Genomic DNA, 23714 nt, shown 5'->3' on the forward strand with positions numbered 1-23714 from the left:
CGCGGGACCAATGGTCGAAAATAAATCGGCAAAAACAGGTAAAACCAGGTGCAACCTGTCGCCCCGTCAGCCAAGCGTCTTTATACTGACATCCCACTCGCGCACCGCTTCGCGCAGCATGGATGAAGCGTGCACCCTTCCTTACTCCCGATCAGAGCTACGGTAAAAATGAGCCTGTTTTCCGCTGTCGAATTGGCACCCCGCGATCCTATCCTGGGCCTCAACGAAGCATTCAACGCCGACACCCGCACCGACAAGGTGAACCTGGGTGTGGGCGTGTACTGCAACGAAGAGGGGCGAATTCCCCTGCTGCGCGCGGTGATCGAAGCCGAAGCGCAGCGCGTTGCACAGCACGCGGCCCGTGGCTATCTGCCCATCGACGGCATCGCTGCCTACGACAAGGCCGTACAGACCTTGATATTCGGTGCCCAGTCGCCCCTGCTGGCAGCGGGCCGTGTGGTCACCACGCAGGCCGTTGGCGGTACCGGCGCCCTGAAGATCGGTGCAGATTTCCTCAAGCAGCTGTCGCCCGATGCGGTCGTCGCGATCAGCGATCCGAGCTGGGAAAACCACCGTGCGCTGTTCGAAGCTGCAGGCTTCAGTGTCCGCAACTACCGTTACTATGATGCGACCAGCAACGACGTGAACCGTTCAGGCATGCTCGAAGACCTCGACGCCCTGCCCGCAGGCTCCATCGTTGTGCTGCACGCATGCTGCCACAACCCCACCGGGGTCGACCTCAACGCGGCGGACTGGGTCAACGTGTTGGATGTGGTCAAGCGCAAGGGCCACGTGCCGTTCCTCGACATGGCTTATCAGGGCTTTGGCGACGGCATCGAGGAAGACGCGGCGGCCGTGCGCCTGTTCGCCGAGTCGGGCTTGAGCTTCTTCGTTTCCAGTTCGTTTTCCAAGTCGTTCTCGCTGTATGGCGAGCGGGTGGGCGCGCTGTCGATCGTCACCCAGTCGAGCGACGAGCGCGCGCGCGTGCTGTCGCAGATCAAGCGGGTCATTCGTACCAACTACTCCAACCCGCCGACCCATGGCGCGATGATCGTCGCCAACGTGCTCAACAGCCCCGAACTGCGAGCCATGTGGGAAGCCGAGCTGGGCGAGATGCGCCAGCGCATTCGCGGCATGCGCCTGCAAATGGTCGAGGGCCTGGCTGCCCAGGGCGCCAACCGTGACTTCACCTTCGTCGCTCGCCAGGCGGGGATGTTTTCGTATTCCGGGCTGAGCACCGAGCAGGTCGGTCGCCTGCGCAGCGAGTTCGGCATCTACGCGCTGGATACCGGGCGCATCTGCGTGGCCGCCTTGAACCAAAGCAATATCGACGGCGTGATCAAGGCCATCGTCAAGGTGCTGTAACAACCTTGTTAAGGGGAAGGCTTGACTTCCCCTTAACAATCAGTAACATACGCAGCAGATTCCGCGATAGCTCAGTTGGTAGAGCAAATGACTGTTAATCATTGGGTCCCTGGTTCGAGTCCAGGTCGTGGAGCCAGATTCTGAAACAAGCCCCTCATCGCAGGGGCTTTTTCATGCCTGCGTCACGGGCCACGCGCAGCGCTCATCAAGGCGCATGCCTTCGAACTTTCCCCGGCCCCACCCCCTCATAACAACACACCCATTACCTGGCCGACCTGCCATGGATCTTGTCGTCGCTCGTCCCGAAGGTCTGTATTGCACCGCCGGCGATTTCTATATCGATCCGTGGAAGCCCGTCGAGCGCTCGGTGATCACCCACGGTCACGGCGACCACGCGCACACGGGCAATGAACACTATCTGGCCGCAGCACCGGGCGAAGGCATCCTGCGCACTCGCCTGGGCCAGGACATAAACCTGCAATTGCTCGAGTACGGTGAAGTCCTGCAGCACAACGGTGTGACCTTGAGTTTCCATCCTGCCGGACACGTACTGGGCTCGGCCCAGGTCCGCCTGGAATACAAAGGTGAGGTGTGGGTAGCCTCGGGCGACTATAAGGTCGAGCCGGACGGTACGTGCGCGCCCTTCGAGCCAGTGCGCTGCCACACCTTCATCACCGAATCGACCTTCGGCCTGCCGATCTATCGCTGGCAGCCGCAAGCGGAGATCTTCGAGGAAGTGAACCAGTGGTGGCGAGCCAACGCCGAGCAAGGCAAGGCCAGCGTGTTGTTCGCCTACTCCTTCGGCAAGGCCCAGCGCTTGCTGCATGGCATCGACGCCAGCATCGGACCGATTCTGGCCCACGGCTCGGTCGAACCGCTGAACCGCGTCTACCGCGATGCCGGCGTCTATATTCCGGAAACCCAGTACGCCGGGGACTTCAAGAAAACCGACCCGGCACTGCGCAACGCGTTGATCATCGCCCCGCCCTCGGCCGGGGGCAGTACCTGGATGCGCCGCTTTGGTGAGTACAGCGACGCCTTCGCCAGTGGCTGGATGCGTCTGCGCGGCACCCGCCGCCGTCGCGGCGTAGATCGAGGCTTCGTGCTGTCCGACCACGCCGACTGGCCAGGCCTGCTGTGGGCCATCGAGCAGACCGGGGCCGAGCGGGTCATGGTCACCCATGGCTCGGTAGAAGTGCTGGTGCGCTATCTGCGCGACATCGGCCTGGACGCACAGGGGTTCACCACTGAGTACGGCAATGAAGAGGAACCTCAGGAGGTCGCGTCTTGAAAGCTTTCGCGCAGTTGTATGCCAATCTCGACGAAACCACCTCGACCAATGCCAAGCGCCAGTTTCTGGAAGATTACTTCCGTCAGGCGCAACCGGCCGATGCTGCCTGGGCGGTGTACTTCCTTTCCGGTGGCCGTCCACGGCAGCTGGTGCCGACCAAGATCCTGCGCGAGCTGGCGATCAAACTGGCGAACGTGCCCGAGTGGCTGTTCGAAGAAAGCTATCAAGCCGTAGGTGACCTGGCCGAGACCTTCTCGCTGTTGCTGCCCGAAGCTGAGCAAAGCAGCGACGAAGGCCTGGCCTGGTGGCTGGAAAACGCCCTGTTGCCCCTGCGCGGGCTGCCGCCCGAGGAGCTCCACGCGCGCTTGCCGCCGCTGTGGGCGCAGCTGGATCGGACCAGCTTGATGCTGTGCCTGAAGCTGATCACCGGCAGCTTTCGCGTCGGTGTGTCGAAGCTGTTGGTCACCCGCGCGCTGGCGCAGATGGCCGGTATCGACAGCAAGCGCGTCGCCCAGCGCCTGGTGGGCTACACCGATCTGTCGCACCGTCCGGTCGCCGAAAGTTACCTCAAGCTCATCGCCCAGGAATCGGCGGACGAACATGCCCAACGAGGTGGCCAGCCCTACCCGTTTTTCCTCGCCCACTCCCTGCAGCAACCGGTCGATCAGTTCGACACCTTGTTGGGCCCCAGCAGCGACTGGCAGGTGGAATGGAAGTGGGATGGGATTCGCGCCCAGCTGGTCAAGCGCGACGGGCGCCTGTGGATCTGGTCGCGCGGCGAGGAACTGGTATCGGATCGCTTCCCGGAGCTGCACTCACTGACCGCGAGCCTGCCTGACGGTACGGTCATCGACGGTGAGATCGTGGTCTGGAAGACTCCGCCAGCAACCGATGTGGCACCTGAACATTTCAGCCTGGACGAGTCATCGAGTGCGTCGGCCGATGCACCCGCCGTGCAGCCGTTCGCCCTGCTGCAGCAGCGCATCGGCCGTAAAACCTTGAGCAAGAAAATCCTTGAGGAGATTCCGGTGGTGGTGCTCGCCTACGATCTGCTCGAATGGGCAGGGGAAGACTGGCGCAACCGCCCGCAGCACGAACGTCGCACGCGGATGGAACAGGTCATCGCGCAGGCCGCCGACCCCGTGCTGCGCCCCTCGCCGGTATTGACCGGCGACGATTGGCAAGACCTCGGCCGACAGCGCGAAGCGTCGCGCGCGCTGGGTGTGGAAGGCATGATGCTCAAGGCCCGCGATTCGCTGTATGGCGTCGGCCGCACCAAGGACATGGGCACCTGGTGGAAATGGAAGGTCGACCCGTTCAGCGTCGACGCGGTATTGATCTATGCCCAGGCCGGCCACGGGCGCCGGGCAAGCCTGTACAGCGATTACACGTTCGCCGTGTGGGATGGCCCACCCGAAGCGTCCGAGCGAACGCTGGTGCCGTTCGCCAAGGCCTATTCCGGATTGACCGATGAAGAAATGCGCAAGGTCGACGCGATCGTTCGCAAGACCACCGTGGAGAAGTTCGGCCCGGTGCGCAGCGTGACCCCGACGCTGGTCTTCGAATTGGGCTTCGAGGGCATTGCCTTGTCCAAGCGCCACAAAAGCGGTATTGCGGTGCGCTTCCCGCGCATGTTGCGCTGGCGCCACGACAAACCGGTGGCAGAAGCGGACAGCCTGGCGACCCTGCAGGACCTGTTGGCCTGACCCTTCTGAATGCACCGTCGAGGTGCATTTTTTTGCCGTGGATTATTTCAGGGCATTGCTGTACCAATGACGCGCAGCGCGGACATCCAAGCGGACTCGGGCCATGGCAAAACTTGCTGCCACGCGACACAACCTTGCTCAGAGCGGTCTGCACTGGGACTATGGTGCGGAAATTGCTATCAAAACGATGTCTGGCACTTGCCGGTAACGCACATCGCCCTCACCAACGCATTCAACTGGTTTTAAGGACTGCACGATGAAAAAAGCATTGCTGACCCTTTCTGCTCTGGCCCTGGCGTTTTCGGCCGGCAGCGCAATGGCCAAGGAATACAAGGAGTTGCGCTTCGGGGTCGATCCTTCCTACGCACCGTTCGAATCCAAGGCCGCCGACGGCAGCCTGGTGGGTTTCGACATCGATCTGGGCAATGCCATCTGCAAGGAACTGAAAGTGACCTGCAAGTGGGTCGAAAGCGATTTCGACGGCATGATTCCGGGACTCAAGGCGAAGAAATTCGATGGCGTGATTTCCTCGATGACCGTCACCCCGGCGCGGGAGAAAGTCATCGACTTCTCCAACGAACTGTTCTCAGGCCCGACTTCGTTGGTGTTCAAGAAAGGTGCAGGCCTGAGCACCGACGTGGCGTCGCTCAAGGGCAAGACCGTCGGCTACGAGCAAGGCACCATCCAGGAAGCCTATGCCAAGGCCGTGCTCGACAAGGCTGGGGTGAAAACCCAGGCCTATCAGAATCAGGACCAAGTGTACGCCGACTTGATCTCGGGTCGTCTCGACGCGTCCATCCAAGACATGCTGCAGGCCGAGCTGGGCTTCCTGAAGTCGCCACAGGGTGCTGGCTATGAAGTCAGCGACGCTATCGACAGCGAGCTGTTGCCGGCCAAGACGGCCGTGGGTATCGCCAAAGGTAACAAGGAACTCAAGGCGTTCATCGATAAAGGTATCAAAGCGTTACATGATGATGGCACCTACAGCGAAATCCAGATGAAACACTTCGGTGAGCTGAACCTGTACAGCGGTAAATAAACCCCCGCTGTGACAGCGCCCATTCCCGCTAGGGGATGGGCGTTTTTTTGATCGGCAAAGGCCAGATTCATGTTCGATGACCTTTTGCAGTACCTCGGGTTGTCTACGTTCAGCTTGAAGGGCTTCGGCCCGTTGCTGCTCGAGGGCACCTGGATGACCATCAAGCTTTCCCTGCTCTCGCTGCTGGTCAGCGTGGTGCTTGGTCTGATCGGCGCCAGCGCCAAGCTGTCCGGCGCCGCGGCGCTGCGCGTGCCTGCGCAGCTCTACACCACCCTGATTCGCGGCGTGCCCGATCTGGTGCTGATGCTGCTGATTTTCTACAGCCTGCAAACCTGGCTGACCGGTATTACCGAAGCGCTGGAATGGGACTACATCGAAATCGATCCTTTCGCCGCTGGGGTCATCACCCTGGGTTTCATCTACGGCGCCTATTTCACCGAGACCTTTCGCGGTGCCATGCTGGCAGTACCGCGCGGGCAACTCGAAGCGGCTACGGCCTATGGTCTCAAGCGCTCGCAGCGCTTTCGCTATGTGGTGTTTCCGCAGATGATGCGCTACGCCCTGCCGGGTATCGGCAATAACTGGATGGTCATGCTCAAGGCCACGGCGCTGGTGTCCATCATCGGCCTGGCCGATCTGGTCAAGGCCGCCCAAGACGCGGGCAAGAGCACCTATCAACTGTTCTACTTCCTGGTGCTCGCCGCGCTCATCTATCTGCTGATCACCAGTGCCTCCAATATCGCCCTGCGCTGGCTTGAACGACGCTACAGCGCGGGCACCCGGGAGGCCCTGCGATGATCGAGCTTCTTCAAGAATACTGGCGACCGTTCCTCTACTCCGACGGGCAGAACATCACCGGCCTGGCGATGACTCTGTGGCTGCTCACTGCCGCCCTGGTGATCGGCTTCGTGTTCTCGGTGCCGCTGTCGATCGCCCGGGTCTCGAATCGGCGCTGGGTCCGCTGGCCGGTGCAGTTCTACACGTACCTGTTCCGCGGCACCCCGCTCTATATCCAGCTGCTGATCTGCTACACCGGCATCTACAGCCTGGAGGCGGTGCGTGGGCAGCCCTTGCTCAACGACTTCTTCCGCGACGCGATGAACTGCACGGTGCTGGCATTCGCGCTGAACACCTGCGCCTACACCACGGAAATCTTCGCCGGTGCGATCCGCAGCATGAACCACGGCGAGGTCGAGGCGGCCAAGGCCTACGGCCTCAGCGGCTGGAAGCTGTACGCCTATGTGATCATGCCGTCGGCGTTGCGCCGGTCGTTGCCCTACTACAGCAACGAAGTGATCCTCATGCTGCACTCGACCACGGTGGCGTTCACCGCCACCATCCCGGACATTCTCAAGGTCGCGCGTGACGCCAATTCGGCGACCTTCCTGACCTTCCAATCCTTCGGTATCGCCGCGCTGATCTACCTGACCGTCACCTTCGCTCTGGTCGGACTGTTTCGCCTGGCCGAACGCCGCTGGCTGGCCTTTCTCGGCCCGACGCACTAGGACCTGAACATGCAACACGACATTCATGAACTGCTGGCCCCGCTGCCGGGCACCGCGCGCCAGATACACAGCTTCAGCTACGGCCCGACCGGTGCCGGCAAGGTCTATATCCAAGCCTCGCTGCATGCCGACGAGCTGCCGGGGATGCTCGTCGCCTGGCACCTGCGCCAGCGCCTGGCCGAACTGGAAAGCGCCGGGCAACTGCGCTGGCAGGTCGTGGTGGTGCCCATCGCCAACCCCGCCGGGCTCGACCAGATCGTCATGGACACTCCCATGGGCCGCTACGAGCTGGAAACCGGCGAGAACTTCAATCGCCGTTTCGTCGACCTGGCCGATCAGGTCGGGTGCGCCGTCGAGAGCCTGCTGGGCGATGACGTTGCGCGCAATACCGCGCTGATCCGTACGCATCTGCGCGATGGGTTGAACCGGCTGCAGCCTGCCACCGCCCTGCAGTCGCAGCGCCTGACCTTGCAGCGCCTGGCGTGCGACGCCGACATGGTGCTGGACCTGCACTGCGACTTCGAAGCCGTGCAGCATCTGTACACCACGCCCGAGGCCTGGCCGCAGGTGGAGCCGCTGGCGCGCTATCTGGGCGCCCAGGCCAGCCTGCTGGCCACCGATTCGGGCGGGCAGTCGTTCGACGAGTGCTTCAGCCTGTTGTGGTGGCAGTTGCAGCAACGCTTTGGCGAGCGTTTCCCGATCGCCATGGGCAGCTTTTCGGTCACTGTCGAATTGCGCGGCCAGGGCGACGTCAATCATCCGATGGCCAGCGGCGACTGCCAGGCCATTCTCGACTACCTGGCCAGCGTCGGTGCCATCGACCGCCAGCCGGCCGCGCTGCCGGCGTTGCTCGCCGCGGCAACGCCGCTGGCTGCCGTAGAACCGGTTACAGCGCCAGTGGGTGGGCTGCTGGTGTACAGCGCGGTGCCCGGACAGTACCTGGAAGCCGACCAGTTGATCGCCGAGATCATCGATCCGCTGAGCAATACGGTTACCCCGGTGCGCAATCGGCAGCCTGGCCTGATGTACGCCCGCTCGCTGCGGCGCATGGCCACCGCTGGCATGCTGGTGGCCCATGTCGCGGGTACCCAGGCCTGCCGCAGCGGCTATCTACTTCAACCTTGAGGACGTGTTGCGCATGTACAAACTGACCATCGACGGCCTGCACAAGAGCTATGGCGACAACAAGGTGCTCAAGGGCGTCTCGCTCAAGGCCAGCACGGGTGACGTGATCAGCCTGATCGGCGCCAGCGGCTCGGGCAAGAGCACCTTTTTGCGCTGCATCAATTTTCTCGAGCAGCCCGACGACGGCGCCATGAGCCTGGATGGCAAGCCGATCCAGATGATCAGCGACCACGGCGGCATGCGGGTTGCCGACGCCGAAGAATTGCAGCGCCTGCGCACGCGCCTGGCCATGGTGTTCCAGCACTTCAACCTGTGGAGCCACATGACCGTGCTCGACAACATCACCATGGCGCCACGCCGGGTGCTGGGCATCGACAAGGACGAAGCGCGGGCCCGCGCGTTGCGCTACCTGGACAAGGTCGGCTTGCCTGAGCGGGTTGCCAGCCAGTATCCAGCGTTCCTCTCCGGCGGCCAGCAGCAACGCGTGGCCATCGCTCGCGCACTGGCCATGGAACCGGAGGTCATGCTGTTCGACGAACCTACCTCGGCGCTCGACCCGGAGCTGGTGGGTGAGGTGCTGAAGGTGATCAAGGGCCTGGCCGAGGAAGGCCGGACCATGATCATGGTCACCCACGAGATGAGCTTCGCCCGCGAAGTCTCGAGCCAGGTGCTGTTCCTGCATCAGGGGCTGGTCGAGGAAGAAGGCCCGCCCTCCCAGGTGCTGGCCAATCCGAAAAGCGAACGCCTCCGGCAGTTTCTCAGCGGTAATCTCAAGTAGCCGTCAAGCGCCACCGACCTGTGGCAGTGGGTTCCACTCGCGAATGCGTCTTCGGACACTTCTCCTCCTTATAACCGATCGTTCTAAAACTCTCGCTACCCGCCTCGGTCAGTTTCATACCTGGCCGAACTTCACTCGGCCATTCCCCAACGGAAAAACCGGTAAGGACTTATGTGCGGATTAGCTGGTGAGTTGCGCTTCGACTTTCAACCTGCGGACCTTGCGGCCGTGGAACGCATTACCCATGAACTGGCCCCACGCGGGCCGGACGCCTGGGGTTTTCAGGCGCAAGGGCCGATTGCCCTGGGCCATCGCCGCCTGAAGATCATGGACCTGTCGGACGGCTCCGCGCAGCCGATGACCGATGCCCAGCTGGGCCTGAGCCTGGCGTTCAACGGTGCCATCTACAACTTTCCTGAACTGCGCAGTGAGCTGGAAGCGCTGGGTTACAGCTTCTATTCGGGTGGCGACACCGAGGTGCTGCTCAAGGGCTACCATGCCTGGGGCGAAAAACTGCTGCCCAAGCTCAACGGCATGTTCGCCTTTGCCATCTGGGAGCGCGACACGCAACGTCTGTTCATTGCCCGCGACCGTCTGGGCGTCAAGCCGTTGTACCTGTCGCGCACCGACAAGCGCCTGCGCTTCGCTTCGGCCCTGCCGGCGCTGCTCAAGGGTGGCGACATCAGCCCGATGCTCGACCCGGTGGCGTTGAACCACTACCTGAACTTCCACGCCGTAGTGCCTGCGCCACGGACGTTGATCGCGGGCATCGAAAAGCTGCCGCCTGCGACGTGGATGCGCATCGATGCCAACGGCAAGACCGAACAGCAAACGTGGTGGACCTTGCCCTATGGGCCCCATGCCGACGAAGCCAACCTGACCCTGGAAGATTGGCGCGACCGGGTGCTGGAAAGCACCCGCGAAGCGGTTGCCATTCGCCAGCGGGCCGCCGTGGATGTGGGCGTGCTGCTGTCTGGCGGCGTCGATTCGAGCATGCTGGTAGGTCTGTTGCGCGAAGTGGGCGTGAAGGATCTGTCGACCTTCTCCATCGGCTTTCAAGATGCCGGCGGCGAACGTGGCGACGAGTTCCAGTATTCCGACCTGATCGCCAAACACTACGGTACTCAGCACCACCAGCTGCGCATTGAGGAGCGAGAGATCATTGAGCAGCTGCCCGCCGCGTTCCGCGCGATGAGCGAGCCGATGGTCAGCCACGACTGCATCGCCTTCTACCTGCTCTCGCGGGAAGTTGCCAAGCATTGCAAGGTCGTGCAGAGCGGCCAGGGCGCCGACGAACTGTTCGCCGGGTACCACTGGTACCCACAAGTGGACGGCGCCAGCGATCCGTACCAGGCCTATCGCGATGCGTTCTTCGACCGCAGCTACGACGACTACGCCGCAACCGTCACCCCAAAATGGCTGACCGCCAACGATGCTGCCGGTGACTTCGTGCGCGAGCACTTCGCCATGCCCGGCGCCGATGCAGCGGTGGACAAGGCCTTGCGCCTGGACAGCACAGTGATGCTGGTCGACGACCCGGTCAAACGCGTCGACAACATGACCATGGCCTGGGGCCTGGAAGCGCGCACGCCGTTCCTGGACTATCGACTGGTCGAACTTTCCGCGCGGGTTCCAGGCAAGTTCAAGCTGCCCGATGGTGGCAAGCAGGTGCTCAAGGAAGCGGCGCGGCTGGTGATTCCGAGCGAGGTCATCGACCGCAAGAAAGGCTATTTCCCGGTGCCTGGCCTCAAGCATCTCGAAGGCGACACACTCAACTGGGTGCGCGACCTGCTGTTGGACCCCAGCCAGGACCGCGGCCTGTTCAACCCGACCATGCTCGACCGTCTGCTGACCGATCCGCAAGGCCAACTCACGCCGCTGCGCGGCTCCAAGCTGTGGCAGCTGGCGGCGTTGAACCTGTGGCTCAGCGAACAAGGACTCTGATCGATGAAAGCTCATGCCACGGCATTCAACCAGCGCTTACAGCGCGGCCAGTCGCCGTCCTACGAGCGCTTGCAGGCGCGGCTGGCCGAAGAAGGCCATAGCGACGACCTGCAACAACGACCGTTGCACTGCGGCTGGGGCCGCGTGCTGATCGGGCATACCTACCCCGACGCGGACGCCCTGGCTGCCGAGCTGCTCAACGAACAACCGGGTGAGCGCGACATCGGCCTGTATGTTGCCGCGCCGCAGCAGGTATTGGCCAAGGCGCCACAACAACTGTTCCTCGATCCGTCCGATACCCTGCGCCTGTGGTTCAGCGATTATCGACCCGCGCAGCGGGTGTTTCGTGGGTTCCGTATTCGTCGGGCGCAGAGCGACGCCGATTGGCAGGCCATCAACCAGCTTTATCTCAAGCGCAAGATGCTGCCCATCGACCAGAGTCTGCTGACCCCACGACATCAGGGCGGGCCGGTGTACTGGCTGGCCGAAGATGAAGACACCGGCCATGTGATCGGCAGTGTCATGGGCCTCAACCATGCCAAAGCCTTTCGTGACCCGGAAAAAGGCAGCAGCCTGTGGTGCCTGGCCGTCGACCCACGTTGCACACGCCCAGGTGTGGGCGAAGTGCTGGTGCGGCATCTGGTCGAGCACTTCATGAGCCGCGGCCTGGCCTACCTCGATCTGTCGGTGATGCACGACAACCGCCTGGCCAAGAACCTCTACGCCAAGCTGGGCTTTCGCAACCTGCCCACCTTCGCCATCAAGCGCAAGAACGGCATCAACCAGAAACTGTTCCTGGGCCCCGGTCCGCAGGCCGATTTCAATCCCTACGCGCGGATCATCGTCGACGAGGCGTTTCGCAGGGGCATCGATGTGCAGGTGGACGACGCCGAGGCCGGTCTGTTCACACTGGCGCACGGTGGCCGGCGCATCCGTTGCCGCGAATCATTGTGCGACCTGACCAGCTCGGTGAGCATGACCCTGTGCCAGGACAAGAGCCTGACCCACAAGGTGCTCAGGGCCGCTGGCCTGAGCCTGCCGGCGCAGCAGCTGGCCGGCAGTGCCGACGACAACCAGGACTTCCTCGACGAACATGGCCGGGTGGTGGTCAAGCCGCTCGACGGTGAGCAAGGCAACGGTGTGGCCGTGGACCTGAGCACACTCGACGAGGTGCAGCAGGCCATCGAGCATGCTCGCCAGTTCGATAGCCGGGTCCTGCTCGAAAGCTTCCATGAAGGGGTTGACCTGCGCATCGTGGTCATCGGCTACGAAGTGGTTGCGGCAGCCATCCGCCGGCCGGCGCAGATCATTGGAGACGGGCATACCGACATCGGCACGCTGATCGATGTGCAGAGCCGCCGTCGCCAGGCGGCCACTGGCGGCGAGAGCCGGATTCCGCTGGACCAGGAAACCCTGCGCACCGTGCAGGCCGCCGGTTTCGATATGCACAGCATTCTGCCGAGCGGCCAGACGCTGACAGTGCGCAGAGCGGCCAACCTGCACACCGGCGGGCATCTGGAGGACGTCACGCAGATTCTCCACCCGGTACTGGCCGACGCAGCGGTACGTGCCGCTCGCGCGCTGGACATCCCGGTGGTGGGTCTGGACCTATTGGTTCCGGCCGCCGACCAGCCGGAGTACGTGTTCATCGAAGCCAACGAGCGCGTGGGCCTGGCCAACCACGAACCGCAACCGACGGCAGAGCGCTTCGTCGATCTGCTGTTCCCGCACAGCGGTCCCAGGTAAAAGCCCGCATGGAGCCTGCCGGGGTGACCTGCGCAGGCTCCGCGCTGAAACGCTACCGGGATCGTGACGAAGCGGTCCCCATAACCCTATCCACCTCAGGAGTTTCCATGACAGCCAAAATTCCCGAACCGGATATCCAGTACTTGCAGAAAGTGCTGCTGGAAATGCTCGCCATTCCCAGCCCTACCGGGTTCACCGATACCATCGTGCGCTACGTCGCCGAACGCCTCGAAGAGCTGGGCATTCCCTTTGAAATGACACGCCGCGGTACCATTCGCGCGACTCTCAAAGGCAAGCAGAATTCACCGGACCGCGCTGTCTCTGCGCATCTGGACACCATTGGCGCCAGCGTACGGGCGGTGCAGGACAACGGTCGCCTGTCACTGGCGCCGGTAGGCTGCTGGTCGAGCCGCTTTGCCGAAGGCAGCCGTGTGAGCGTTTTCACCGACAGCGGCGTGATCCGCGGCAGCGTGCTGCCCCTGATGGCCTCCGGGCATGCGTTCAACACCGCCGTCGATCAGATGCCGGTGACCTGGGACCATGTCGAGTTGCGCCTGGATGCCTACTGCGCGACGCGAGCCGACTGCGAATCGCTGGGGGTGAACATCGGCGACTATGTGGCGTTCGATCCACTGCCCGAGTTCACCGACAGCGGCCACATCAGTGCCCGCCATCTGGACGACAAGGCAGGTGTTGCCGCGCTGCTGGCATCGCTCAAGGCCATCGTCGAGAGCGACTACGAGCCTCTGATCGATTGCCATCCATTGTTCACCATCACCGAGGAAACCGGCTCTGGCGCGGCGGCGGCTCTGCCGTGGGACGTCAGTGAGTTCGTCGGCATCGACATCGCACCTGTCGCACCCGGCCAGCATTCGAGCGAGCACGCCGTGAGCGTGGCCATGATGGACTCCGGTGGCCCCTACGACTATCACCTGTCGCGGCATCTGTTGCGGCTCGCCGACGAGAACGAACTGCCGGTGCGGCGCGACCTGTTTCGCTATTACTTCAGCGACGCTCATTCGGCCGTCACGGCGGGCCACGATATTCGCACCGCGCTGCTGGCGTTCGGCTGCGACGCAACCCATGGCTATGAACGCACCCACATCGACAGCCTCAGCGCGCTGAGCCGCATTCTCACGGCCTACATGCTGAGCCCACCGGTGTTCGCCAGCGATGCGAAGCCGAACAACGGATCGCTCGAGCGTTTCAGTCATCAGCTGGAGCACGACGCGCAGATGGAATCGGACACCCGCGTACCTGCGGTCGAAGACGTGCTGGGGCAGAAATCCAGCCATTGATCGGCCCGATCCAACCGGACCACCGCCGCCCTGCCCCTTGCCGCTGTCTGGCTTGGGGCCTCGGGCAGGCGCGGCACTGTTACAATGCCGGCCTACCCTGTGAGCGCCGAACATGCTGATTCCCTACGACCACCTTGAAGCCGACACCCTGACCCGTCTGATCGAAGATTTCGTGACCCGCGACGGAACCGACAACGGCGATGAGACACCCTTGCAGACGCGGGTCGAACGCGTGCGTCATGCACTGGCCAAGAAACAGGCGTTCATCGTTTTCGATCCGGAGAGCCAGCAGTGCACGCTGATGCTCAAGCACGACATAGCGCCCGAGCTGTTCGACTGAGCGTCACACCACCGGCACCTCCTTGGCATGCTTGCCGTGCTTCTCCTGGATTCGCCGATAGACCTCGGCACGGTGCACTTCCACGTCCTTGGGCGCCTGGATGCCGAAGCGCACGGTGTTGCCCCGCACGTCCAGCACCTTGATCCAGACGTCATCGCCGATCGAGATCAGCTCGCCTACATGTCGCGTCAATACCAGCATGGCTTTGTTCCCTCAAATGAATGCTTCTTGAGGGTGGACCCTGTTTTCGACCATCACAAGGCAAGCAGAGCAATACAGTTTAAGCCTACGAAAGTTAGTAAATTCCCTGTCAGATATTTCGCACTTGCAGCAGGCAAGGCGTCACTTAGTTGTACCGATCCATACACTTCAGGCTTTCTTTGTATGGATATTTACAATCTTGGCCACACTCGCCACTCCTAGCCCTGTTGCAGCTTCGGCCCCCACAGGATGATGCTCGCCCCCAGCACGCACAACGTTGCGCCGAGCCAGTCGAAGGTCTGCGGCCGAACTTTCTCGACCACCGCCAGCCACCCCAGCGAAGCGACGATGTAGATGCCACCGTAGGCTGCATACGCACGGCCGGCATAGGCGGCTTCCACGCGCGTGAGCAGCAGCGCGAAACAGGTCAGGCTCAGCACGCCTGCCAATGCCCACAGCGCGCTCTTGCCCATCCGCAGCCAGAGGTAGAAGGCATAGCAGCCGGCGATCTCGAAAAGGGCGGCCAGCAAAAACCACACATAATTGAGCACTCGAACTCTCCAGAGCCAATATCAGCCCGCGAGAATACGCCAGCCCAGACCCGGCTCCGAAACATTTTTAAATCTTTGGGACTTTTTACGGCAGGTCACAGTCCGAGCTATTAGGCGGACGAGTGCTACTGGCTCGCTGACGAATCATCTCATTGTCCAAATAAGGAAATCGCCATGGGCACCATACTGATCATCGTTCTGATTCTGCTGTTGATTGGCGGATTGCCAGTATTCCCGCACTCCAGAAGTTGGGGTTATGGCCCGTCGGGTATCATCGGTACTGTACTGGTCATCCTGCTGATCCTGGTATTGCTCGGCAAGATATAATCTTGCCGATGTGCAGCCTGCACCGGGCCGCACAGCAGAAATGAAAAAATCCGATGCCCTCGCGGGCATCGGATTTTTTTTGCTTGCAGCGTGGTGCAGGTATCAGTGGGAGACTGCCCCGCTGGAACCCAGACCGGTTTGCGAACGCACGAACTGCGGGTAGAACAGCGCACGCTCTTCGTCAGCGGCTGCCGACTTGTCGGTGATCGAGAAGAACCAGATACCGATGAAGGCGATGGCCATCGAGAACAGAGCTGGGTACTCGTAGGGATAGATCGGTTTGTCGTGATGCAGAATCTGCACCCAGATGGTCGGGCCGAGGATCATCAGCGTCACGGCGCTGATCAAGCCCATCCAGCCACCGATCATGGCGCCGCGAGTGGTCAGGTTCTTCCAGTACATCGAGAGCAGTAGGACCGGGAAGTTGCAGCTGGCCGCGATCGAGAACGCCAGGCCCACCATGAAGGCGATGTTCTGGCTTTCGAACGCGATACCCAGGCCGATCGCCAGGACACCGAGGCAGACGGTGGTGATCTTGGAAACGCGGATCTCGTCCTTGTCGTTGGTCTTGCCTTTCTTGATGACGCTGGCGTACAGGTCGTGGGACACCGCCGAAGCACCGGCCAGGGTCAGGCCGGCTACCACAGCCAGGATGGTGGCGAATGCCACGGCCGAGATGAAGCCCAGGAAAATGCTGCCACCGACCGCATCGGCAAGGTGCACCGCGGCCATGTTGTTACCACCGAGCAAGGCACCGGCAGCGTCCTTGAACGCCGGATTGGTGCTGACCAGCAGAATCGCGCCGAAGCCGATGATGAAGGTCAGGATGTAGAAATAGCCGATGAAACCCGTTGCGTAGAGCACCGACTTGCGGGCTTCCTTGGCATCGGAAACCGTGAAGAAGCGCATCAGGATGTGCGGCAGGCCAGCCGTACCGAACATCAGCGCCAGGCCCAGCGAGAAGGCCGAGATCGGATCCTTCACCAGCCCACCGGGGCTCATGATGGCTTCACCCTTGGCGTGCACCTTGATGGCTTCGGAGAACAGCACGTTGAAGTCGAAGTTGACGTGTTTCATCACCATCAGGGCCATGAAGGACGCACCGGACAGCAGCAATACCGCCTTGATGATCTGTACCCAGGTGGTCGCCAGCATGCCGCCGAACAGCACGTACAGGCACATCAGGATACCCACCAGAACCACAGCGACGGCGTAGTCGAGGCCGAACAGCAGCTGGATCAGCTTGCCGGCACCTACCATCTGCGCGATCAGGTAGAACGCCACCACCACCAGCGAACCACAGGCCGACAGGGTACGGATTTCTTTCTGCTTCAGGCGATAGGACGCCACGTCGGCAAAAGTGTACTTGCCCAGGTTGCGCAGACGCTCGGCGATCAGGAACAGGATGATCGGCCAGCCCACCAGGAAGCCGATGGAGTAGATCAGGCCATCGTAGCCGGAGGTGAACACCAGCGCGGAAATCCCCAGGAAGGACGCCGCCGACATGTAGTCGCCGGCAATTGCCAGGCCGTTCTGGAAACCGGTGATCTTGCCGCCGGCGGCGTAGTAGTCCGCGGCTGACTTGTTGCGCTTGGAGGCCCAATAGGTGATGCACAGGGTGGCACCGACGAACAGCACGAACATGATGATCGCCGCCACGTTGAGCGGCTGCTTCTGCACCGCGCCGGTCAGTGCATCGGCCGCCATCACGCTTGGAGCCAGGGCGAATGCGCCCATTGTTGCCAATAGACGCCGCATCATTGCTTGGCCTCCTGCAGGATCAGGCGATTCAGGTCGTCGAACTCGCCATTGGCGCGCTTGACGTAGATACCGGTCAACACGAAGGCGGAAAGAATGAGGCCGACACCGATGGGAATGCCCCAGGTGATCGACGATTCAGGACTGATCTTGGCGCCCAGGATGTGCGGGCCGTAGGCAATCAAGAGGATGAAGGCCGAATACAGTCCAAGCATGATTGCTGAAAGTATCCAGGCGAACTTCTCTCTTTTTCTCACCAGCTCCTTGAAGCGTGGGCTGTTTTGAATCGAGAGGTAAATGCTGTCGTTCATTGTTTTTGTCCTCGCAGCATAGATGGATAGAACGTATTCCACTTTAGGCTGCTCTGGAGCGCACTCCAGACGACCTTAGTAGTAGATCGGGGCCTGAAAATGAAAAAAGGTCGCCCATGGGCGACCTTTTCACAATTCGACGTAGGAGCGGTCCGTGGCCGCGAATGGTGCAGTGCTGTATCTGGTGCTCCGCGGTGCCTGGTTCGCGGCCGATGACCGCTCCTACGGGCGGCCCGCGTGCAAGGCAGCCCGTTTGGGGTTACTTGGTTACTTGGTTACTTGGCGGTCCACTCGGCCACACGGTCAGGATGCTTGTCGACCCAGGCCTTGGCGGCGGCATCAGGCTTGGCACCGTCCTGGATGGCCAGCATGACTTCGCCGATTTCGTCCTTGGACGACCACTGGAACTTCTTCAGGAAGGCAGCCACTTCCGGCGCCTTCTTGTCCAGGCCCTTGCTGCCAATGCTGTTGACGGTTTCCGCAGCGCCGTATACGCCTTTAGGGTCTTCCAGGAAGCGCAGTTTCCACTTGGCGAACATCCAGTGCGGCACCCAACCGGTCACGGCAATGGATTCCTTGGCCTTCTCGGCACGGGTCAGCTCCGAAATCATGCCGGCGCCGGAGCTGGACTGAAGCTTGTAGGTGGACAGGCCGTAGTCCTTGATCGCCTGATCGGTCTTGAGCATCACACCCGAGCCCGCGTCGATGCCCACGATGCGATTCTTGAAGGTCTCGTCGGTCTTGAGGTCGTCAATGGTCTTGGCCTTGACGTATTCAGGCACGATCAGGCCGATCTTGGCGTCCTTGAAGTTGGGGCCGTAGTCGACCACCTTGTCCTTGTTCTTGGCCCAGTACTCGCCGTGGGTCACCGGCAGCCAGGCAGAAAGCATCGCGTCGAGTTTGCCGGTGGCCACGCCCTGCCACATGATCCCGGTGGCCACTGCCTGCAGCTTCACGTCATAGCCCAGCTTCTGCTTGATGACTTCGGCGGCGACATGGGTGGTGGCAACGCTGTCCGACCATCCGTCGACGTAGCCGATGGTGACTTCCTTGGCGGCAGCGCTGGCCCAGCTACATCCCATGGCCAGAACCAGAGCAGCACTGGCTCCGAGAACTTTCTTCATGTTCATTCTGCTTCCCCGATAAGGCTGCGCGCGACGAATGCCGCACGGCATATGTTGGCGTCCTGATCATCGACTTCGCGCGCCGATGATCATGCTCCACCTACGACCTTGAACCGTCGAGAAACGACATGGCCGGGCCTTGCGGTCCGGCCGGGGGAACTCAGCTGCGCATGCCGCGGCCGCTGACCAGCAACTTCACGCAGGCGAAGTACAGCACCACCGTGGCCACCAGCATGAATGCCACCGCCACGCCGATACTGATATCCGACACGCCGAGGATGCCGTAGCGGAAGGCATTGACCATGTGCAGCACCGGATTGGCCAGCGACACGGTCTGCCAGAACGGCGGCAGCAGGCTGATCGAATAGAACACCCCACCCAGGTAGGTCAAGGGTGTGAGGACGAAAGTCGGCACGATGGAGATGTCGTCGAAGTTGCGCGCGAACACCGCGTTGACGAAGCCCAGCATGGAAAAGATCGTGGCGGTCAGCAGCACCACCAGCACCGTGATGCCCAGGTGATGCACCTGCAGATCGGTGAAGAACAACGACAGTGCGGTGACGATGATCCCGACCATCAAGCCGCGCAACACCCCACCCGCGACATAGCCGATCAGAATGGTGTGCGGCGACAGTGGCGAAACCATCAGCTCTTCGATGGAGCGCTGGAACTTGGCGCCGAAGAAACTCGAGACCACGTTGCCGTAGGAGTTGGTGATCACCGACATCATGATCAGCCCCGGCACGATGTACTCCATGTAGCTGAAGCCACCCATGCCACCGATCTGCTTGCCGATCAGGTTACCGAAGATGACGAAGTACAGCACCATGGTGATGGCTGGCGGCAGCAGGGTCTGCGGCCAGATCCGCGTGAAGCGCCGCACTTCGCGGTAGACGATGGTGTTGAGAGCGACCACATTGGCCTGGAATTCGGAACTCATACCGCAACCTTCCTCAGATTCTTCTCCACCAGAGACACGAACAACTCCTCCAGGCGATTGGTCTTGTTGCGCAGGCTCAACACCGGAATGTTCAACAGCGCCAACTGGCCGAACAGCGAGGTGATGCCGATCTCCTTGTCGACCTGCACTTCCAGCGTCTGCGGATTGACCAGGGTGCAGGGGTAGCCTTGCAGCTGCGGCGCCGCGTTGAGCGGCTGGCCCAGATCGAGCAGAAAGGTCTCCACGTGCAGGGTGCCGAGCAGTTCACGCATGCTGGTGTTCTGGACGATGGTGCCGTGGTCGATGATGCCGATGTTGCGGCACAGCTGCTCGGCCTCTTCCAGGTAATGGGTGGTGAGGATGATGGTGATGCCTTTTTCGTTCAGCTCGGTGAGGAAGCCCCACATCGAACGCCGCAGTTCGATGTCGACGCCGGCGGTGGGCTCATCGAGAATCAGCAGGCGCGGCTCGTGGATCAGCGCCCGTGCGATCATCAAGCGCCGCTTCATGCCGCCCGACAGCGACCGCGACGGCGTATCGCGCTTGTCCCACAGCCCCAGCTGGGTCAGATACTGTTCGGCACGCTGCTTGGCGACCTTGGCCGGAATCCCGTAGTAGCCGGCCTGGGTCACGACGATGTCGAAGGTCTTCTCGAACTGGTTGAAGTTGAACTCCTGAGGCACCACGCCAATGCTGCGCTTGAGCGCTGCCGGCTGGCGGTCCAGGTCGTTGCCGAAGATGTTGACCGTGCCGCTGGTCTTGTTGACCAGGGTGGAAAGAATACCGATGGTGGTCGATTTGCCTGCGCCGTTGGGGCCCAGCAGTGCGAAGAAGTCGCCTTCCGCTACGTCGAGGTCGATGCCGCTGAGGGCCTGAAACCCGTTGCCGTAGGTCTTGGTCAACTGTCGAATGGACAGAGCAGAACTCATAAGGGGTCTATACGCCGTGTTGAGAGTGGTGATGAAGTAAGGGCGACTGCGATGATTTGCAACCAGATGTGTAACAACTGACTCCATGATGGGCGCGGTGACCGCCCCCGTAAAGTGACTGCTGTCGATAGTGCACATCAGTCCCACGCGTGCCGCGAGCGCCCATGCAGATAGGGCCACAGCGGCCAGCGAACGTTCCGGGCAACTGCCTCCGGCCGTCTGCGCCGCGAACTCCCCTACCCTGCAACGGTCACTATCCAGGCAAGTACCGGATCTGTCCCACACCGAAGCTTACGTGCCTGGCCACCGTTTTCCCGTCTGCCGCCCCGTGTCGACGGCAACTGCAGGTGGTTCGTCCCGCCTGGCTTACACGGAGAAAACACTATGTTGTTGTTGTGGATCGTCGCCCTCGTGGTCGGCATCGCCTGGCTGGCTCATCGGCGCATTGCCGCCCTGCCCGCCATGGGTATCGTCGCCGTGTTTCTGGTGATCATGGGCGCGGCCAGTCACGCGCCTGGATGGTTGCTGACGCTGCTCTGGCTGTTGCTGATTGCCAGTGCGCTGCCATTGCTGCTGCCAGAGCTGCGCCGCAAGCATTTCAGCGCGCCCTTGTTTCGCTGGTTCAAGAAGACCCTGCCGCCGATGTCCGACACCGAGCGCGATGCGATCGACGCCGGAACGGTCTGGTGGGATGGCGAATTGTTCAGCGGCCGGCCCGACTGGAACACCTTGCTGGCCTATCCCAAGGTGCAGTTGAGCGCGGAAGAGCAAGCATTCATCGACGGCCCGACCGAGCAACTCTGCGCCATGGTCAGCGACTGGCAGATCGGTCAGGACATGGACCTGCCGCCGGCCGCCTGGACCCACATCAAAGGGCATGGCTTTTTCGCCCTGATCATTCCAAAGGAATATGGCGGCAAGGGCTTTTCGGCCTACGCCCACTCCCAGGTAGCGATGAAGCTGGCCACTCGCAGCGGCGACCTCGCGTCTACCGTCATGGTGCCGAACTCGCTCGGCCCCGCTGAACTGCTGCTGCACTACGGCACCGACGAGCAGCGCAATCACTACCTGCCTCGCCTGGCACGGGGCGACGACATCCCCTGCTTCGCGCTCACCGGCCCCCTGGCAGGCTCGGATGCGGGCGCGATGCCCGACGTCGGTGTCATCTGCAAAGGCCAGTGGCAGGGTGAAGAAGTCATCGGCATCCGCCTGACCTGGGAAAAGCGTTACATCACCCTGGGTCCGATCGCCACCCTGCTTGGCCTGGCCTTCAAGGCCCACGACCCCGAGCACTTGCTGGGTGACAAGGAAAACCTGGGCATCAGCCTGGCGCTGATTCCGACCGACACACCGGGCGTGGAAATCGGTCGTCGCCACTTGCCACTCGGCGCTGCGTTCATGAACGGGCCGAATTCGGGCAAGGACGTGTTCATCCCCCTCGACTACCTCATCGGCGGCCAGCCGATGCTGGGCAAGGGCTGGATGATGCTGATGAATTGCCTGTCGGTGGGTCGTTCGATCTCCTTGCCGGCAGTCGGCACCGGTGCCGCCAAGTACACCAGCCTGGTCACAGGCCAATACGCGCAGATTCGCGAGCAGTTCAACGTCCCGCTGGCGGCCTTCGAAGGGATCCAGGAATCCCTCGCCAGGATTGGTGGCAACGCCTGGTTGATGGACAGCGCCCGCATGCTGACCGCCAATGCGGTGGACCTGGGGGAGAAACCCTCGGTGCTTTCGGCCATTCTCAAGTACCACCTGACCGAACGCGGCCGCGATTGCATCACCCACGCCATGGATGTCCACGGTGGCAAGGGCATCATCATGGGCCCCAACAACTACCTGGGTCGCAACTGGCAGGGCGCACCGATCTTCATCACCGTGGAGGGCGCGAACATTCTGTCGCGCAACCTGATGATCTTCGGCCAGGGTGCCATCCGCTGCCACCCGTTCGTGCTCAAGGAAATGGCCCTGGCTGGCCGCGAAGACCAGGATCAGGCACTGCTGGAGTTCGACGCGCTGCTGCTCAAGCACATCGGCTTCGCCGTCGGTAACGCGGCCAGTACCTTTGTCTTGAACCTGGGCCTGGGCCACTTCGAACAGGCGCCGGGTGACCGTCTTGCCCAAGGCTATTTCCGCGCCCTGAACCGACAGGCAGCTGCCTTTGCCCTGCTGGCGGACCTGAGCATGATGCTGCTCGGTGGCGAGCTCAAGCGTCGCGAGCGGCTGTCGGCGCGTCTGGGCGATGTGCTCAGCTACCTGTACCTGAGTTCTGCAGCGCTCAAGCGCTATCACGACCAGAACTCGCCCGAGCATCTGCGGCCGCTGTTGTGCTGGGCCATGGAAGAAAGCCTGGGCCAGGCCGAGCACGCGCTGGATGGCATCTTGAAAAACTTCCCCAACAAGGCGCTCGGGTATCTGCTGCGTGGCGTAGTCTTCCCGTTCGGTCGGCGACACACCGGGCCTTCCGACAAGCTGGAAGCCGAAGTGGCGGCCATCACCGGTCGCCACAAAGGCGACCCGGCGCTGGAAGAACTGCTGGCCGGCTGCTACCGCCCACAGGGCGCGGACGATCCGGTCGGCGCGCTGCAAGTGGCGTTCGACCTGCTGCGCGACAGCCAGCCGCTGCACAGGAAACTGCAACAGGCCTACAAGGCACGGCAATTCAGCGCTACACCCGGCCAGTCGCTGATCGATGCAGCCCTGCACGCCGGCGTGCTGCAACCCGCCGAGGCGCAGACCCTGCAACAGGCAGAAGCTGCACGGCGCAAGGTGATCGACGTCGACGACTTCAGCAAGGAAGAGCTGCTGCCCACTGCGGACAAGGTCCGCTGAGGATCAGCGAAAAGACAGCGGGCGCGTGGAGCTTTATACTCCCGCGCCCGTTTCGCTCAAGAGGACCCCACCATGGCCATTAACCATCTCGAATACCACCTTGTCCTGCTCGACCATCTGCGCAGCATCCTCGTGGCTCTGGGCGAGGCGGAGCAGGTCCCTGAGGAAAGCCACGCGCTGTTTCTCGAGCGCTTCGATGAGCTGCGCGCGCAACTGCCGGTCGACCCGGTGGAAAGCCAGTACCTGGGCCAGGACATCATGTGCCAGGTGATCACCCGCTACCCGCAGGTCGCCCACCTGGTGCCGCGCGACCTGCTGTGGTTCTTCGCCGGCGACTGCCTGCACTACATGCCCGACGAAGAAATCGCGCTGTACCAGGCGCTGGAAGAGCGCCGTTTCGAAGCCGAGGAGAACGACGAACCCTTCGACTGGAATCAGGAGAAGCAATTGATGGCGATGTCAGGGCCACAAAGTCACCACTGATCCCGCGTCACTTCGCTGTCGCAATGACGGCGAAGGCTGGCATGCATAAGCTGATAACCAAACGCCATTACCCTCTTCACCGCCACTCTTCTATAGTCGCCCCACCGGAACACCGGCCATG

General features: G+C 61.9%; 22 protein-coding genes and 1 tRNA gene. 16 read left to right on the forward strand and 7 right to left on the reverse strand.

Going from position 1 to position 23714, the window contains the following annotated elements; genetic code table 11:
- The first annotated feature begins 168 nt into the window (after positions 1-168).
- The 13 genes from H7993_RS07160 (at position 169) to H7993_RS07220 (ending at position 14137) form a co-directional block, all read left to right on the forward strand.
- Positions 169-1365 carry an amino acid aminotransferase gene (locus tag H7993_RS07160; RefSeq protein ID WP_185793908.1) on the forward strand — a complete coding sequence of 399 codons (1197 nt, stop codon included), beginning with the start codon at positions 169-171 and terminating at the stop codon, positions 1363-1365.
- A 60-nt stretch (positions 1366-1425) separates the two neighbouring features.
- Positions 1426-1501: transfer RNA gene (locus tag H7993_RS07165), tRNA-Asn, on the forward strand.
- A 144-nt stretch (positions 1502-1645) separates the two neighbouring features.
- A complete protein-coding gene (locus tag H7993_RS07170; protein WP_185793909.1) occupies positions 1646-2656 on the forward strand; it encodes a ligase-associated DNA damage response exonuclease in 1011 nt (336 codons plus the stop codon).
- The gene (locus H7993_RS07175) at positions 2653-4362 is read left to right on the forward strand and encodes an ATP-dependent DNA ligase (protein ID WP_185793910.1); all 1710 of its coding nucleotides are present in this window, start codon (positions 2653-2655) and stop codon (positions 4360-4362) included. Before H7993_RS07170 ends, H7993_RS07175 begins: the two co-directional genes overlap by 4 nt.
- 256 nt (positions 4363-4618) lie before the next feature.
- Positions 4619-5401 carry a transporter substrate-binding domain-containing protein gene (locus tag H7993_RS07180; RefSeq protein WP_185793911.1) on the forward strand — a complete coding sequence of 261 codons (783 nt, stop codon included), beginning with the start codon at positions 4619-4621 and terminating at the stop codon, positions 5399-5401.
- 69 nt (positions 5402-5470) lie between these two features.
- Positions 5471-6199 (forward strand): ABC transporter permease, encoded by a 729-nt coding sequence (locus H7993_RS07185; protein ID WP_185793912.1) that lies wholly within the window; start codon positions 5471-5473, stop codon positions 6197-6199.
- Positions 6196-6906 (forward strand): ABC transporter permease, encoded by a 711-nt coding sequence (locus tag H7993_RS07190; protein WP_122479262.1) that lies wholly within the window; start codon positions 6196-6198, stop codon positions 6904-6906. The genes H7993_RS07185 and H7993_RS07190 overlap by 4 nt, the downstream gene beginning before the upstream one ends.
- 9 nt (positions 6907-6915) lie before the next feature.
- A complete protein-coding gene (locus H7993_RS07195; RefSeq protein ID WP_185793913.1) occupies positions 6916-8031 on the forward strand; it encodes a succinylglutamate desuccinylase/aspartoacylase family protein in 1116 nt (371 codons plus the stop codon).
- Positions 8032-8044: 13 nt separating this feature from the next.
- Positions 8045-8809 carry an ABC transporter ATP-binding protein gene (locus H7993_RS07200; protein WP_185793914.1) on the forward strand — a complete coding sequence of 255 codons (765 nt, stop codon included), beginning with the start codon at positions 8045-8047 and terminating at the stop codon, positions 8807-8809.
- Between the two features lie 171 nt (positions 8810-8980).
- Entirely contained in the window at positions 8981-10753 is a 1773-nt protein-coding gene (locus tag H7993_RS07205) for an N-acetylglutaminylglutamine amidotransferase (RefSeq protein ID WP_185793915.1), read from the forward strand.
- A 3-nt stretch (positions 10754-10756) separates the two neighbouring features.
- Complete coding sequence (gene ngg, locus H7993_RS07210) at positions 10757-12499, forward strand: N-acetylglutaminylglutamine synthetase (RefSeq protein WP_185793916.1); 1743 nt, start codon at positions 10757-10759, stop codon at positions 12497-12499.
- Positions 12500-12606: 107 nt separating this feature from the next.
- Positions 12607-13797 (forward strand): osmoprotectant NAGGN system M42 family peptidase, encoded by a 1191-nt coding sequence (locus tag H7993_RS07215; protein WP_122479267.1) that lies wholly within the window; start codon positions 12607-12609, stop codon positions 13795-13797.
- Positions 13798-13909: 112 nt separating this feature from the next.
- Complete coding sequence (locus H7993_RS07220; RefSeq protein WP_122479268.1) at positions 13910-14137, forward strand: YheU family protein; 228 nt, start codon at positions 13910-13912, stop codon at positions 14135-14137.
- 3 nt (positions 14138-14140) lie between these two features.
- Here the strand turns inward: H7993_RS07220 and csrA are convergent, their stop codons facing one another.
- Both csrA and H7993_RS07230 read right to left on the reverse strand, forming a co-directional pair.
- The gene (csrA, locus tag H7993_RS07225) at positions 14141-14338 is read right to left on the reverse strand and encodes a carbon storage regulator CsrA (RefSeq protein ID WP_043187251.1); all 198 of its coding nucleotides are present in this window, start codon (positions 14336-14338) and stop codon (positions 14141-14143) included.
- Positions 14339-14556: 218 nt separating this feature from the next.
- Positions 14557-14889 carry a YnfA family protein gene (locus H7993_RS07230; protein ID WP_185793917.1) on the reverse strand — a complete coding sequence of 111 codons (333 nt, stop codon included), beginning with the start codon at positions 14887-14889 and terminating at the stop codon, positions 14557-14559.
- 168 nt (positions 14890-15057) lie between these two features.
- On the opposite strand from H7993_RS07230, the gene H7993_RS07235 reads away from it, so the two are divergent.
- Complete coding sequence (locus H7993_RS07235; protein WP_122479270.1) at positions 15058-15216, forward strand: DUF3309 family protein; 159 nt, start codon at positions 15058-15060, stop codon at positions 15214-15216.
- Between the two features lie 102 nt (positions 15217-15318).
- Here the strand turns inward: H7993_RS07235 and H7993_RS07240 are convergent, their stop codons facing one another.
- From H7993_RS07240 to H7993_RS07260, 5 genes are all read right to left on the reverse strand, one after another.
- Complete coding sequence (locus H7993_RS07240; RefSeq protein WP_185793918.1) at positions 15319-16977, reverse strand: cation acetate symporter; 1659 nt, start codon at positions 16975-16977, stop codon at positions 15319-15321.
- Positions 16974-17285 carry a DUF485 domain-containing protein gene (locus H7993_RS07245; protein WP_122479272.1) on the reverse strand — a complete coding sequence of 104 codons (312 nt, stop codon included), beginning with the start codon at positions 17283-17285 and terminating at the stop codon, positions 16974-16976. Before H7993_RS07245 ends, H7993_RS07240 begins: the two co-directional genes overlap by 4 nt.
- Before the next feature lie 275 nt (positions 17286-17560).
- Positions 17561-18415 (reverse strand): glycine betaine ABC transporter substrate-binding protein, encoded by an 855-nt coding sequence (locus H7993_RS07250; protein WP_185793919.1) that lies wholly within the window; start codon positions 18413-18415, stop codon positions 17561-17563.
- A gap of 154 nt (positions 18416-18569) precedes the next feature.
- Entirely contained in the window at positions 18570-19349 is a 780-nt protein-coding gene (locus H7993_RS07255; protein ID WP_122479274.1) for an ABC transporter permease, read from the reverse strand.
- Positions 19346-20278 (reverse strand): ABC transporter ATP-binding protein, encoded by a 933-nt coding sequence (locus H7993_RS07260; protein ID WP_122479275.1) that lies wholly within the window; start codon positions 20276-20278, stop codon positions 19346-19348. The genes H7993_RS07255 and H7993_RS07260 overlap by 4 nt, the downstream gene beginning before the upstream one ends.
- A gap of 384 nt (positions 20279-20662) precedes the next feature.
- Between H7993_RS07260 and H7993_RS07265 the strand changes: the two genes are divergently transcribed.
- Entirely contained in the window at positions 20663-23110 is a 2448-nt protein-coding gene (locus H7993_RS07265; protein ID WP_185793920.1) for an acyl-CoA dehydrogenase, read from the forward strand.
- Positions 23111-23182: 72 nt separating this feature from the next.
- The gene (locus tag H7993_RS07270; protein WP_185793921.1) at positions 23183-23593 is read left to right on the forward strand and encodes a PA2817 family protein; all 411 of its coding nucleotides are present in this window, start codon (positions 23183-23185) and stop codon (positions 23591-23593) included.
- Positions 23594-23714 lie beyond the last annotated feature (121 nt).

The sequence above is a fragment of the Pseudomonas baltica genome (genome assembly GCF_014235765.1).
Taxonomy (GTDB): Bacteria; Pseudomonadota; Gammaproteobacteria; order Pseudomonadales; family Pseudomonadaceae; genus Aquipseudomonas; species Aquipseudomonas baltica.